Source organism: Pandoraea faecigallinarum (assembly GCF_001029105.3).
In the GTDB taxonomy this organism is placed as follows: domain Bacteria; phylum Pseudomonadota; class Gammaproteobacteria; order Burkholderiales; family Burkholderiaceae; genus Pandoraea; species Pandoraea faecigallinarum.
Window position 1 is genome coordinate 403,109 of sequence record NZ_CP011807.3, and the last position, 12,505, is coordinate 415,613.

General features: G+C 64.1%; 14 protein-coding genes. 2 read left to right on the top strand and 12 right to left on the bottom strand.

The features are described from left to right. Window positions 1-163 precede the first annotated feature (163 nt). The 7 genes from AB870_RS01770 to AB870_RS01800 all read right to left on the bottom strand — a co-directional run bounded on the left by AB870_RS01770 (window position 164) and on the right by AB870_RS01800 (window position 5,419). Window positions 164-1,087: an MBL fold metallo-hydrolase gene (locus AB870_RS01770; RefSeq protein WP_047906692.1), complete on the bottom strand. Its 924-nt coding sequence runs from the start codon at window positions 1,085-1,087 to the stop codon at window positions 164-166. A 48-nt stretch (window positions 1,088-1,135) separates the two neighbouring features. Next, entirely contained in the window at window positions 1,136-1,567 is a 432-nt protein-coding gene (locus AB870_RS01775; RefSeq protein WP_047906693.1) for a MaoC family dehydratase, read from the bottom strand. 52 nt (window positions 1,568-1,619) lie between these two features. After that, on the bottom strand, window positions 1,620-1,820 hold the full coding sequence (locus tag AB870_RS01780; protein WP_418303980.1) for a DUF1289 domain-containing protein: 201 nt from the start codon (window positions 1,818-1,820) through the stop codon (window positions 1,620-1,622). A gap of 247 nt (window positions 1,821-2,067) precedes the next feature. Continuing rightward, window positions 2,068-2,586 (bottom strand): YbaK/EbsC family protein, encoded by a 519-nt coding sequence (locus AB870_RS01785; protein WP_047906695.1) that lies wholly within the window; start codon window positions 2,584-2,586, stop codon window positions 2,068-2,070. A 119-nt stretch (window positions 2,587-2,705) separates the two neighbouring features. Further along, window positions 2,706-3,638: a hydroxymethylglutaryl-CoA lyase gene (locus tag AB870_RS01790; protein ID WP_047906696.1), complete on the bottom strand. Its 933-nt coding sequence runs from the start codon at window positions 3,636-3,638 to the stop codon at window positions 2,706-2,708. 84 nt (window positions 3,639-3,722) lie between these two features. After that, window positions 3,723-4,667, bottom strand: a complete 945-nt coding sequence (locus AB870_RS01795; protein ID WP_047906697.1) for a 2-hydroxyacid dehydrogenase — start codon at window positions 4,665-4,667, stop codon at window positions 3,723-3,725. Window positions 4,668-4,867: 200 nt separating this feature from the next. Beyond that, window positions 4,868-5,419: a YaeQ family protein gene (locus tag AB870_RS01800; RefSeq protein ID WP_047906698.1), complete on the bottom strand. Its 552-nt coding sequence runs from the start codon at window positions 5,417-5,419 to the stop codon at window positions 4,868-4,870. Between the two features lie 106 nt (window positions 5,420-5,525). Between AB870_RS01800 and AB870_RS01805 the strand changes: the two genes are divergently transcribed. After that, entirely contained in the window at window positions 5,526-6,362 is an 837-nt protein-coding gene (locus tag AB870_RS01805) for an alpha/beta fold hydrolase (RefSeq protein WP_047906699.1), read from the top strand. A gap of 80 nt (window positions 6,363-6,442) precedes the next feature. Here the strand turns inward: AB870_RS01805 and AB870_RS01810 are convergent, their stop codons facing one another. The 4 genes from AB870_RS01810 to AB870_RS01825 all read right to left on the bottom strand — a co-directional run bounded on the left by AB870_RS01810 (window position 6,443) and on the right by AB870_RS01825 (window position 10,002). Continuing rightward, window positions 6,443-6,820, bottom strand: coding sequence for a helix-turn-helix domain-containing protein (locus AB870_RS01810; protein WP_047906700.1), 378 nt, complete (start codon window positions 6,818-6,820; stop codon window positions 6,443-6,445). 729 nt (window positions 6,821-7,549) lie between these two features. Further along, the gene (locus AB870_RS27445; RefSeq protein ID WP_084663221.1) at window positions 7,550-8,287 is read right to left on the bottom strand and encodes a helix-turn-helix domain-containing protein; all 738 of its coding nucleotides are present in this window, start codon (window positions 8,285-8,287) and stop codon (window positions 7,550-7,552) included. 129 nt (window positions 8,288-8,416) lie between these two features. Next, a complete protein-coding gene (locus AB870_RS01820; protein ID WP_047908685.1) occupies window positions 8,417-9,340 on the bottom strand; it encodes a DMT family transporter in 924 nt (307 codons plus the stop codon). Between the two features lie 416 nt (window positions 9,341-9,756). Next, window positions 9,757-10,002 (bottom strand): hypothetical protein, encoded by a 246-nt coding sequence (locus AB870_RS01825; RefSeq protein ID WP_047906701.1) that lies wholly within the window; start codon window positions 10,000-10,002, stop codon window positions 9,757-9,759. Window positions 10,003-10,180: 178 nt separating this feature from the next. Here AB870_RS01825 and AB870_RS26230 point away from each other — a divergent pair, with 178 nt between their 5' ends. Then, window positions 10,181-10,333 (top strand): hypothetical protein, encoded by a 153-nt coding sequence (locus AB870_RS26230; RefSeq protein ID WP_157112202.1) that lies wholly within the window; start codon window positions 10,181-10,183, stop codon window positions 10,331-10,333. Window positions 10,334-11,101: 768 nt separating this feature from the next. Here the strand turns inward: AB870_RS26230 and AB870_RS01835 are convergent. Continuing rightward, entirely contained in the window at window positions 11,102-12,313 is a 1,212-nt protein-coding gene (locus AB870_RS01835; RefSeq protein ID WP_084663222.1) for a porin, read from the bottom strand. Between the last annotated feature and the right edge of the window lie 192 nt (window positions 12,314-12,505).

Below are 12,505 nucleotides of genomic sequence, written 5' to 3' on the forward strand. Positions count from 1 at the left end.
ATGCCAGCTGAGCTGACTACGATGAAGACGCGTGCCAGGGACATCGGCATCACCGTGTCGCAGGACGGACGCCGCGTTAGCGACCGCAGCGTTCGTCCGGCACGTCACGTCCTCAAACGCCGCTTGCCGGGACCCGGCGTGCGGCGTTATTTTTTTGCCCGGCTCAGACCGCGTGCAGCGTGTCGGCCTCGCTGTCGTACCGCAGTGCCCCCGCTTTGGCGAGTTCCGCAACCAGTGTGTCGAGCAGCGCGGGCCAGCCCGACGGCGGAGCGAGCATCGCCGCCGCGTTGCGCCACGCGCGCGCGGTGTCGAGCGTCGCCTTGAGCGATGCGCCCGTCATCGTCACTTCGGCCATGAGACGAAAAACGATCAACACCTTGAGTGCGTTGCGCGCGTTGCGTGCGGGATCGCCTTGCAGGTAGTCGAGGCGCGAGCGCGCGGCGGCCAGTGCGCCGTCGATGTCCTCGAACGGCTTGCCGTGGCCCGGAATGACCAGCGAGACGTCGATCTGCTCAATGAGGTCGAGCACAGCGGCCTGCTCCGCGAATCCCGACTCGCCGTCGAGTTCCGGGAAGATCACACCGAAGCCGCGTTCCCACAGGGCGTCGCCGGAAATCAGGATGCCGTCGGTGGCGTTGTAGAGCATGAGCGCGTGCGGATCGTGGCCCGGTGCGCCGAGCACCAGCCATTCGCGATCGCCGAGCGGCACCGTGTCGCCGGGCGAGAGCGTGTCGTCGAACGTGAAGCGCGCGCACTGCTGGCCGGTCGCCTCGAACGACAGGCGTTTCTCGTCCCAGTGACGCACCGGATCGGCTTGCGCCGCGGGCACCCACGTGCGGCAGCCGTAACGCGCCTGCAACGCGGCGTTACCGCCACAGTGATCGGAGTGAAGATGGGTGTTGACGAGGCGCGCGAGCGGCTGGCCTTCGGGCAGGGCATGCGCGACGAGGGCGAGCGTTTGGGCCGAATGGCTGACGTAACCGCTGTCGACGAGCGTCGGCGCTTCACCGAGGAACAGCACGTTGTTCGATGAGAGCCAGCCGCGCTCGAACACGCGCAGCCCGGCAGGCAGGGCAAGCGAGGTCATTGGGCGTATCTCATGGCGTGTCGGAAGGGGATTGGCACGGAGACCACCTTACGCCGGTCTGGCGCACACGAGGATCTTGGCCGTGGCGACGATGACGGTCTCGCCACGCTGGTTGACGGCTTCGCCGTCGAGCGAAACGATGTCGCCCGCGAGCTTGTCCTTCCACACGCTGTCCGTGACGGTCCAGCGCACAGTGATGTCGTCGCCCGCATGCACGGCGCGGCGCAGCTTCATGTCGAACTCCAGCCCGAGTGGCTGCGCCGTCTTCGAATAGTGCGTGGCGAGCAGCGCGGCGAGGTAGGACATTTGCTGCGTGCCCGACGAAATCAGCCCGCCGAAACGTGGATCGGCGGCGGCATAGTCGGCGTCGAGATGCAGCGGATTGAAGTCGTGCGCGAGTGTGGAAAATTCGCGGATCGATTCAGGTGAGAAATGGTGACTGGCGGAGAACGTCTCGCCAACGGCAACGATTTTTCCCATATGCGATGACAATTAGGTGAGCAATGCGGGCGCTGGCAGCCCGCCTTCGGTCTCAGGTGCCGTCCTTGTCCGGGGTCCCCCGGCTTCGGGCCACCACACGGCGATGCGGCAAGGGCGGCTCTTCGTGCTCGGCACGCCGCGCGGGCAGGCGCGACCAGACGAGGCGCTTGGCGTCCTCCGCCATCGTCGACCATGACGCGATCTCGTCGAGCGTGCGCCAGCATCCCGAGCACCAGCCCGTTGCCGGATTCATGCGGCAGATATTGGTGCACGGCGACGGCACGGGCGACGCGATCGATGCGATTGATGTGGGCGGTTCGGTGGGATGCATGGTGGCGCGCGATGTCGTCAGACGGACATGCCGAGTCTGGCCGTCTTCCCGTGCGACTTATCCTGACAGCGCGCCTGATCGGCGATCACGCGCTCGTGCTTGTCGGCGATACCGCGCACAAGTTGGGGACTCGGCATGGCAGGTCTCCTCGATGTTCCTGTCCGGCGGCTCAGCTACGAAGCGCAACGTCGACCACCGGCGCGCCCGTCATGGCCACCAACTGTTGCGGCGTGAGGTTGAACACGGCGTGCGGGTGCCCTGCGGCGGCCCACAGGCTCGCGAGTTTGAGCAGGTCCTCGTCGATCAGCGTGACCGGCGAGACAACGTGTCCGATCGGACTCACGCCGCCAATCGAGTAACCCGTCTTTTCCTTGACGAAGCGTGCGTCGGCGCGCGCCAGTTCACCGACTTGTGCGGCTACTTTCTTCTCGTCGACCCGATTGACGCCGCTGGCAATGACCAGCACCGGCGTGTCGTCCGCCGCGCGGCGGAAGATGATCGACTTGGCAATCTGCGCGACTTCGCAGCCAAGGCCGGCGGCGGCTTCCGCCGACGTCTTGCCAGTGGCCGGCAGCAGCACGATCGGCTGGTCGTGTCCCATGCCGGCAAGCAGGCGCGCGACGTGGCGCGCACCCTCGGGGAGATCCTGCTCGTTGGCCGTTTCGGGGATCTGTGGCGTTTCGCTCATGGTCGGGTCCGTGGAATCTGTGACGTGGCGTTGCCGGTCGTGGCCGGGGCAACGCCCGTCGGGAAGGGCAAGGGCTTCAATGGCTTCAGGCACTTCAAGCGCCTGGCCTTCACCGGGAATCAGGCGGCGGTGGCGGCGTCTTTCATTTTCGCGAGCATCGCGCGACCCACGCGCGAGGCGTTCGGGCGGCCGATGGCCTGCGAGATGTAGTCGCCGGTGCGCACCACGGCATCGAGGTCGACGCCTGTCTCGATGCCGAGTCCCTGGAGCAGGTACAGCACGTCCTCCGTGGCGACGTTGCCCGTGGCGCCCTTGGCGTACGGACAGCCGCCGAGACCGGCGACGGACGAATGGAAGATCGAGATGCCCGAGAGCAGCGCAGCGTAAATATTGGCGGTCGCCTGCCCGTAGGTGTCGTGGAAGTGGCCCGAGAGGCGCTCGATGGGGAACACCTTGGCGCAGGCTTCCATGACCTCGCGCGTGCGCGCGGGCGTGCCCACGCCAATGGTGTCGGCGATGTCGATTTCGTCGCAACCGAGGGCAGCGAGCCGCTTGACGACGTCGACCACGCTCGCGACCGGCACTTCTCCCTGATACGGGCAGCCGAGGGCGCACGAAATGCTGCCGCGCAGGCGCAGACCGGCGTCCTTCGCGGCGCGCGCGACCGGCTCGAAGCGCGTGATGCTCTCCTCGATGGAGCAGTTGATGTTGCGCTGCGAGAAGGCTTCGCTTGCTGCGCAGAAGATCACCACTTCGTCCGCTTTGGCGGCAACGGCGCCTTCGAAACCGCGCATGTTCGGGGTGAGGACCGAATATACGGTGCCCGGGCGGCGCGTGATGCCCGCCATGACCTCGGCCCCGTCGGCCATCTGCGGCACCCACTTGGGCGAGACGAACGACGTTGCTTCGACGTTCGCGAAGCCGGCGGCCGACAGACGGTCGACCAGTGCGATCTTGACGTCGGTGGGCACGGGCTGCTTTTCGTTTTGCAGACCGTCGCGCGGGCCGACTTCGACCACTTTCACACGTTGCGGAAGATGGGATGCGGACATGGGGATCGGTCTCCTCTGGTTCGTCTGATGCGTGTCATTCGTCTGATTGGGGCGTCGGCGATAGGCACTGCGGTGCGACGCTGCTCAGTAGCCGCGCGCGAGGTCGACGATACCGGTGATCGCCTCGCCACGCGCCAGTGCTGCGATCTTGCCTGCGATCTGGGCGACCGTCTCGTCTCGCAACGTCAGCGCGGAGATGTGCGGTGTGATGCTCACGCGCGGCGCACGCCAGAACGGATGATCGGGGGGCAGCGGCTCGGTGCGAAACACGTCGAGTGTGGCCCCGGCGATTTGCCCGCTGTCCAGCGCGGTCAGCAAGTCGGCCTCGACGAGATGCGCGCCGCGCGCGACGTTGATCAGGAACGCGCCGTGCGCGAGCCTGGCGAACAGGTTCGCGTCGAGTATGTCCACCGTTTGGGGCGTGAGCGGCAGCAGGTTCACGAGAACGCGGGCGCCGCTCACGCAGGCGTCGAAGCCCGCTTCGCCGTGATGCAGCGCGATGCCGCTGTCATCGTGGCGCTCGCTGCGACTCCACGCGCGCACCGCAAAGCCGAACGTCTTCAGTGCGCGAGCGACATGCGCGCCGAGCGTGCCGTAGCCGAGCACCGCGACAGGGAAATCCGCGAGGCGGTTCGGCTTCTGAAACTTCCACTGGCGTTGCGCCTGCTGCGCTTCGAACTCGTCGAGACGGCGAAAGTAGCGCAGCGTGGCGGCGCTCACATATTGCGCCATCTGATCGGCCATGCCGGCGTCCTCAAGCCGCACCAGCGGCACGCCGGCGGGCAGGCGTTGCACGCCGTCTCCGTGCGGGCCGAGCACGCCGTCCACCCCTGCGCCAAGATTGAAGATCGCCTTCAGACCCTCACGCGGTTGCAGCACCTCGGCATTCGGCTTCCACAGCACCAGATAGTCGGCCGGCGCGGTGTCGCCCGGCTGCCAGCCACGAATGTTGGCCTGCGGCAGATGCTCGGCAAGACCGGTTTCGTAAGCGGCAGTCTTGCCGTCCGGGGAATAGATCAGGATGTCCATGAAATGCGCATGCCGTCGGCGCGGCCGGGTTCACTCGATTTACGTTAACGTCAAGTGTAACGCAGCTTGCCGGACGTCGCGTATTGGGGCGACGCCCGAGCGAGGGGGGGTAGGCCGGGGCGGGCGGATTGGCCGGAAGGGGGAGTACTTGGCGAGGCAGGGCCGCAGGCCCCGGCCTTCGCCGCGAACTCGGCGCGTGTTCAGTCGATGACGGCCGCGCGCAGCGTATCGAGCTTGACGGCGAAGTTATGGCTGTCGTCCGCCACCCACACTTCACCGTCCTGAATCGTGCATTGCAGACGCATCGTGCGCGATGCGAGCGCAGTGAGCGCTTCGGCCGATTCGTCATCCAGCATTCGTACGGTCAGGTTCGACAGGCGGTTCACGTCCTTTTCCGCCGTTTGCCACCAGACAGCCGCGGGCTTGCCGCCGTACGCGATGACGTCGACGTGTTCCGCACGGCCGGCGGCCTTGACGAGGCGGCGGGCGTCGGGCTGGCCGACGTCGATCCAGCGCACGATATCGCCGCCGAAGTCGTGCTCCCAGAGGTCCGGCTCGTCAGCCGTCGAGATACCCTTGCCGAACGAGAGGCGCTCTCCCGCGTACAACATGAACGCGAGCACGCGCACCATCATGCGTTCGTCGGTTTCCGACGGATGACGGGCGATCGTGAGGTTGTGGGACGCGTAGTAGTGGCGGTCGAGGTCGGTGATCTGCACCTCGGCCTTGTAAATGGTGGCTTTGAGTGCCATACCGGAGAACCGCGGGAATGAAGAAAGTGGCAAGCATACACCAGCGTGCGGTGGCGACCCGGCAAGCTCGGTATACTGGCGGCTTCGTCTTACCTGAAGCATCCCCATGCCGGTTCCCGTACCGCAAACGATCGACGTCAACGGTTACCCGATGGCGTACGTCGAAACCCCCGCACCCGCCGACGCCGTTGGCGCACCGCTAGTGCTGGTTCACGGCTCGCTTTGCGACTACCGTTACTTCAAACCGAACATGGCCCCGCTGGGGCAACGCCGACGTGTCATTTCGGTCAGTCTGCGTCACTACTTCCCGGAGGCCTGGAACGGCCACGATGGCGAATTCTCCGGCGAGCAGCACGCGGAGGATCTCGCCGCGTTCATTACGGCGCTCGACGTCGGCCCGGTCCATGTGCTGGGCCACTCGCGCGGCGGCTATGTGGCGTTGCGTACCGCACTGCTCGCACCCGACACCGTCCGTTCGCTGATTCTGGCCGATCCGGGAGTGGAAATCAGCGGTGGCCCGATACAGATTCCGCTCGACAGCGAACGCGGCAACTTCCGCGAGAAGGCGTTGAACGCCATCGAGGCCGGAGATATCGACGGCGGACTGGCCATCTTCATCGATACGGTCAGCGGTCCCGATACATGGCGTCGCATGGTGCCGTGGTTCAAGCAGATGGTGCGCGACAACGCACGCACGCTGATTGGGCAGGTCGCCGAACCGCGCACACCGTTGCCTATCGACGCACTGGGCGCGCTGCATGCTCCGGTGCTGCTCATGGGAGGCGCCGAAAGCCCCGCCCCCTATCCGGACGTGCTCAATGCCCTCGCATACGCCATGCCGGAAGCCCGTCGCATGGTGATTCAGGACGCATCGCACGGCATGAACCTCGCCAATCCGATTGCGTTCCATCTCGCCGTGGACGCCTTCCTCGGGAACGATTGACCCGAGCGGCCCGCCCGCCCCGGGCCGTGGATGGCGAGAACGCGATGCCGCCCGCGCCGTCCCGAACCGTCGCGTCATCGTCATTCGTCGCGCACCAGGCCGTGGCCCAGACGCAGACTCAACGTTCGCACCAGATCGGCCATCCATGCCTGATCGCGGTCCGAGAGCTTTTGCATCGCACGGTTGAGCGACGGATACGGATCGCACGGTGCCGTCACCCCGGAATCGGCCGCCATGCCGTTGGACGCGTCGAACGCCAGCAACTCATGCGGCGGCAGCCCCAGCGTGTCCGCCAGAATGCAGATGTTGCGCAACGAGATATTGCGTTTGCCGCGCTCGACACCACTCAGATAGGAACGTGCGAGACCACTCTCCAGCGCGAGCTTGTCCTGCGCCCAGTTGTACTTCTTGCGCAAACCGGCGAGGTGTCTGCCGAATCGAAATAAATTGGTGTCCATAAAAAAGTTTCCTTGTTAGGGACGAGAAGATTGGAACAAAAATCCGGCATCGGGGACGGTGCCTCGGGTGTCCTTCGTTTGTGAGGCACGAACTATCGGGTGCGCCCCGCAGATTTTTTGTGGACTTTCGGAGAAGGCACAACGAATGCTGTCGTCCTGACGGTAGTGGTGACGCTATTTCGCGTACTGCGCTAACGCGCCGTGATGCACCCGAGGCGTCCGATGCCGCTTGCCGCACTGCCGCCAACCTGCGCCGCGCAGTGTGACACTGGTCTGACCGGATGAAGTAGAGCGGGGATTCTGAAAGGTTCCGCGTTGGGATGTCACTCGATGTCGACGGGGCGGGCCGGACATTGTGTCGGGGCGTGGGGAATTGCGTTAGACGCCGACGCGCTGTCGTTCCTGTCGTTATTGACGTGCGCGCACTTGCGCGCCGTCGCTATACATCCGTCGCGCAAAAGTGCGGCGTGCACCGAAGGGATTATTTTTAATAGGTTAAGCAGTTACTTTTACGAGACGAATCGTCGCGCAATACCCCCGGCAGACGCGGGGGACTTTGCGCGATGTCCTAAGCATCCGTCGCCGTGCCGTCACCGGCGTTGGCGGACCCATCTGCCACAAAAGCCGCTGCGGGCACTGCCTCGATCGGTCGACCGGCGCATCGACGGTTGATTCGCTGGTGAAAGCATCGATGGAATCGTCGGCATTCGCCTCGGCAGACTGACCGGTTCATTCGTCGTCGTTCGCGTGCCACCGGCGCGCCGCATCGCGTACGGCGTCGTCGGGCGCGCGAGGGCGGGCTGTCGCCATCGGTACGCCGCTCTCGCGTACGGGATCGCCGATAGCAGGGGGAGGCTGGTGTGCAGCGCCGGGCACGTCGACATCCTCGGCATCCCGGGACCCATTCAGGCACCGCGGGCTGCGGCCGTCGTATGCCTCGCAAACGCTCTCGTCGCGCACCTCGTCGCGTATTTCGTCGCGTGTTTCGCGGGCCCCGTCACGCCCATCGGCTCCCTCGTCCCCATCGGCGCCGCCCCCGTCTTCGAGAAGGGCCGCGGCATGTGTGCTCGTCGACGCGCAGGCGCCGCCCGTGCCCGGCGGCGCGGCGTGACTCAAACGGGAACTGAGACTGCGAATGATTTCCGCGAGCCAGACCTGATCGCGATTTTCGAGCTTGCACAGCGAGCGGCTGATCTGCGGCAGCGGGGTGCGTGCCGAGGGCGCGGCGGCGTCTTCCGCGCCCGCCGCGTTTGGCGCGAAACGCAACATTTCCGACGTTGGCACGCCCAGCGTATCGGCGAGCACACAGATATTGACCAGCGCAACGTTGCGTCGACCGCGTTCGATGCCGCTGACATACGAGCGTGCCAGACCGCTCTCGAGCGCAAGCTTCTCCTGCGACCAGCCGCGGGCCTTACGCAAGCGGGCCAGGTGGTCTCCGAACAGCGCGAGTGGATTCGTTTGCATGGCGGAACTCCGTTGACGAGTCACACAGCGTAATCAATCCCCCCGCGCCCTGCGACGTTATATCGCTCTCCTTCCCATGCGTCACAGGCGGCCCTCTATAAAGAGTCGTCGACGCTTATAGCGCAAAATTTATCGGACGCTTCCCAATTTATCCGTCACGGGCGGGCTCGGTTCACGCGCTTTGCGAATCGGCAGATGCCAGTTTTCGCCGAGTGCGACCCCCATCAGAATCAACGTGCCGCCCACGAGGTGATAGACCGCGAGATGCTCGCCCAGACCGAAGGCAGCAATCAGTGCGGTGAAGATCGGCACGAGATTGATGACGACGGTGGCGCGGCGCGGTCCGATGCGGGCAACGCCAATCATCCAGATGAACGGTGCGACGATCGAGACGGGAATGGCGGCAAAGGCCAACTCCGGCAGGTTGTCCAGCGAGACGCCCGCTTTTTCCGAAATCAGATAGAACGGCAGCAGCGCGATAACGGCGAACATGATTTGCGCATAGAGCGAGGGCAACGGCGCGAGCGACAGGCGCCATTTGCGCAGCAGCACGCAGTAAAGCGCGTACGCAAGCATGGCGACGACCATCATCGCGTCGCCCACGCCAATGCCCTGATCGGCGAGATGCAGCCACGAGCCGTGACTCACGACGAGCAACACCCCGCCGATGGACAGCAAACCGCCGGCGAGCGCACCGGCGCTCAGTGCATCGCCCAGCAGCATGACGGCCAGTCCCAGCGTGGTGAGCGGCAGCAATGCCAGAATGATCCCCATGTTGGTCGCGCTGGTGTAATGCGCTGCCGAATAGGCAATGCCCTGATAGAGCGCCATGCCGAGCACACCGAGTGTGGCGTATTGCGCCATGTGAGGGACGAAGTCGCGACGTGCGCGCCACAGCTTGGGCAACGCGAACGGCGTGAGAATCAGCCCGGCCGCGAACCAGCGCAGGAAGGCGATTTCCGCAGGAAAGATGTGACCGACGGCGAGCTTGTTGACGATCACGTTGGCCGACCAGATGAGCACTGCGGCCAGCGGCAGAATGAAATTGACCATGATGAGGGGCAATATGCCGGCCGGATGGCCGGCCAAGAGGCGGATTGGCGCAAATTGTCGCCTGAACCTTGTCCGTCGCATAGCGAATTTCAGACAAAAGATCATGGATTTCAGACGCGATGTCCGAATCGATCTATCGCCCTTGCCTGACGCAATGAAAAAGGCGGCCGGCATTCCGGTCGATGCGTCACTGTCTCGTGTGTTGCATGGCCGAGGCCCGACGGGCGTGCGGCGATGGTTCGCGCACCGTCCTGACCGGCAGGTGGAATGACCCCTCAGGGCCTTGTCCGCATCCAGCGTTCTCGCTGAGTTGACGGCTGAGCGACATGGCTCCGGCCCTCAACTCTCGCTCGCGGAGAGGCGCGGAGAGGCGCGGAGAGGCGCGGAGAGGCGTGGAGAGGTGTTACCGTACCGGCTCAGCGCACACACAGCCGCGTGAGCGCTGAGCGCAGTGCGGCCGGCAATGCGGCGGCGAAGCTGAACGGGCGGGCCAACGTGGCGAGCCCTTCGCCGTTGAGCACGCGCGCGCCTTCCAGATGCGTAGCCAGTACGCAGAAATCTTCGCGGCGCATCCCAACACGCTGGCACGCGTGATCGAGTTGCTTGAGGTCGTTCGGATGCAGCGAGAGGGTGAGAGTGACGCGCTCTAAGTCGGTGTTCATGTTGTTCAATTTTCTCTTTTTCAAAACATCGGGCATGCCGCATGGGTAAAGCGCATGCCAAACGCCCACGCGATAACGCGGGCGGGGCCGGATCCGACTGCGCTGGATCGGCCGTTACGGCGGACATCGCGGATACGCCGAGGGAACGCACCCCGGCATCACAGCGACGTGACGGCGAATGCGATTCCGACGAAGCACGCAATGTGTGATCGTGGCGTCGGGTTGTCTGATGCAACACGTGGGCAATACGAGGCTGTGGGCGCGCAATCCGCCGCCCGAGTACGGCATGGGCGGCGGTACGGCACTGGCGCGTGAGAGCGATGCCTCGTAATAACGGGGAGGGATGACTCTCCATCCGGCCATGAGACGAGCGCCGGAATACAGCATGAGTACTGCGAACTACAACTGCGGGTATTGCTAAAGATCACTACAACGATTGCCGCCATCGTTCGGCGACGATGCTGCGGGATATTGCGGGTACTGCGGTGATGCGAGACCTTCCAACGACAGGACTGCGGATGATGCGTGTACAGCGATGCAGACCTCGAACTTCCGATACTGCGACTTGCTGAACTGCGACTGCGGGTGAGACAGGATGGCGCTGGCTTACGCGGCGTCCTTGAACTGAATGCGAGGGCATGGCGTGGTGCGATGACTACGGCGATACCGGAGCACGCGTTCGACATGCGCCGCAGCGGCGGTGCGCATCGAACGACGATGCAGTTGCTTCACGCGCGCTGCCGAAATCGAAACGGCGCATGCCGCGATCAACAACCAACTCACGAAAACCACAACATTTCTCCCCGGGATTTGCCGCACCGCGCAAACCGGCACGCATCGAATTCGCAGGGAAATCAAAAAGCACGGCGCTCGCGGTGGCAACTGCATGTCACTTCAATGGAGTGAATTCTAAATAGATTCCCGAATAGGGTAAACCCTTAAAAACAGAAACATTGTATTTTTTAGACGAATAATTCAGATATTCCAAACGTTCGTTTTAATACGGGCGATGCGAAGACGTTTCCAGCTTCATGGAATAACCGGCCCGAACCCGCATGAAACAACGCGTTCGGGCCGATATCGCATAGCGTCTACGGTGTCAGAAGCTGTGCTTCAGTCCCATGCCGACGAGCAACTGGGTGCGTGCACCGGCGTCAATGCCATACGAACCCACGGACGCGCTGGCTTCCACGGCACGGCCTTGGCTCAGGGTTGTGCCGACAGCCTGCTGATAACCCCCGATGACGTAAGTGGACGTGCGCTTGGACAGGGCGTAAGTCACCCCCGCATTGAACTGGTTGTAATGTGCACCGATGGCGCCGTTCGATCGTAAGCGCGTATAGCTGTAGCCGATACCGGTATTGATGGCTGGGGTGAGCGCGTAGGTCGCGAAGGCGTTGACAGTGTCGAACTTCGCCGTGCCGCTGAACAGCGACATTGCATCGCTGGTGTATTGGGCGTTCGAATACGACAGACCGAGAATCGCAGGGCCCACTGCGTACTTGCCGCCGATGCGCGCAATGTGCACCTTGCTTGCCGTACGGAACCCGGCGTTGATGGGCGAGTTGAACAGCGAACCGGCGCTACTGGTCCATTGGCGATACGGCCAGTCCCCATTCATGCCGGGGCGGCCGCGGTTGCTGCCGCCATCGGCGAAGTAGTAGCCTGCCGCGAGGGCGACCGGCCCATTGCTGTAAGCACCCGCGAGGCCGTAGGAACGCCCCGCGCCAGTCTTTCCCGCGACGTTGCCCGTCGCGTACATGCCCTCGAATTGCAGACCGCCGAAGTTCGGTGTGGCGTAACGGACCGAGTTGTTGATCCGCGCGCCGTTGTCGTAATTGTCGACGTCGCCCGGCGTGGCGAAGAAACCGCCGAAATAGCCGTCCGCGGTCAGGCCCTGCACGAGGTTGACGACCGGATCGTATTGACGGCCGATCGTGACCTCGCCCCATTGCGCGCCCTTCAGGCCGACGATGGCCTTGCGGCCGAATGCCAGGCCCCCGTTGCCCAGGCTGCCGTTGACCGCGTTGAAGCCGCTTTCGACCTGGAACAGCGCGGTGAGGCCGCGACCGAGCGACTCGGTGCCGCGCAGACCCCAACGGCTGCCGCCGATGATGTTGCTCGTGATGCCGGAAAACGACTCGGGGCCGCCGGATTGCGCGGTGTGGTTGGCGTGCACGAAACCGGAGTCGATCGTGCCGTAGAGAGAGACGTTGCTTGCCCTGACGCTTGCAGGCAGTGCAAGCAACGTGAGCGTTGCGGCGAGCGCGAGCGTGCGCAGGCCGGTGGTCGAGTGTGGACGTTGGTTCATGGTGTCGGGCGCTTGTGGCGCGCAGGGTTGAAATCGACACCGAGAATATTTCTGAACACCTATTCGGATTCCTTATGAAAATTCCGAAACGGTGCAAATCCGCATGGCAGCGACCATCGTCATTGGTCGCCACCGAATTTTCTAGGAACCCTCCTTAAGGAACGCTCCCGAGCCCCGCGATAAGCGGCCTCG

What these genes read in the sequence shown, in the direction of transcription:
- AB870_RS01770 (WP_047906692.1), bottom strand. Translation starts at nt 1,087, where the DNA reads ATGACCTCGCTTGCCCTGCCTGCCGGGCTGCGCGTGTTCGAGCGCGGC.
- AB870_RS01775 (WP_047906693.1), bottom strand. Translation starts at nt 1,567, where the DNA reads ATGGGAAAAATCGTTGCCGTTGGCGAGACGTTCTCCGCCAGTCACCAT.
- AB870_RS01780 (WP_418303980.1), bottom strand. Translation starts at nt 1,820, where the DNA reads ATGAATCCGGCAACGGGCTGGTGCTCGGGATGCTGGCGCACGCTCGAC.
- AB870_RS01785 (WP_047906695.1), bottom strand. Translation starts at nt 2,586, where the DNA reads ATGAGCGAAACGCCACAGATCCCCGAAACGGCCAACGAGCAGGATCTC.
- AB870_RS01790 (WP_047906696.1), bottom strand. Translation starts at nt 3,638, where the DNA reads ATGTCCGCATCCCATCTTCCGCAACGTGTGAAAGTGGTCGAAGTCGGC.
- AB870_RS01795 (WP_047906697.1), bottom strand. Translation starts at nt 4,667, where the DNA reads ATGGACATCCTGATCTATTCCCCGGACGGCAAGACTGCCGCTTACGAA.
- AB870_RS01800 (WP_047906698.1), bottom strand. Translation starts at nt 5,419, where the DNA reads ATGGCACTCAAAGCCACCATTTACAAGGCCGAGGTGCAGATCACCGAC.
- AB870_RS01805 (WP_047906699.1), top strand. Translation starts at nt 5,526, where the DNA reads ATGCCGGTTCCCGTACCGCAAACGATCGACGTCAACGGTTACCCGATG.
- AB870_RS01810 (WP_047906700.1), bottom strand. Translation starts at nt 6,820, where the DNA reads ATGGACACCAATTTATTTCGATTCGGCAGACACCTCGCCGGTTTGCGC.
- AB870_RS27445 (WP_084663221.1), bottom strand. Translation starts at nt 8,287, where the DNA reads ATGCAAACGAATCCACTCGCGCTGTTCGGAGACCACCTGGCCCGCTTG.
- AB870_RS01820 (WP_047908685.1), bottom strand. Translation starts at nt 9,340, where the DNA reads ATGGTCAATTTCATTCTGCCGCTGGCCGCAGTGCTCATCTGGTCGGCC.
- AB870_RS01825 (WP_047906701.1), bottom strand. Translation starts at nt 10,002, where the DNA reads ATGAACACCGACTTAGAGCGCGTCACTCTCACCCTCTCGCTGCATCCG.
- AB870_RS26230 (WP_157112202.1), top strand. Translation starts at nt 10,181, where the DNA reads ATGCGATTCCGACGAAGCACGCAATGTGTGATCGTGGCGTCGGGTTGT.
- AB870_RS01835 (WP_084663222.1), bottom strand. Translation starts at nt 12,313, where the DNA reads ATGAACCAACGTCCACACTCGACCACCGGCCTGCGCACGCTCGCGCTC.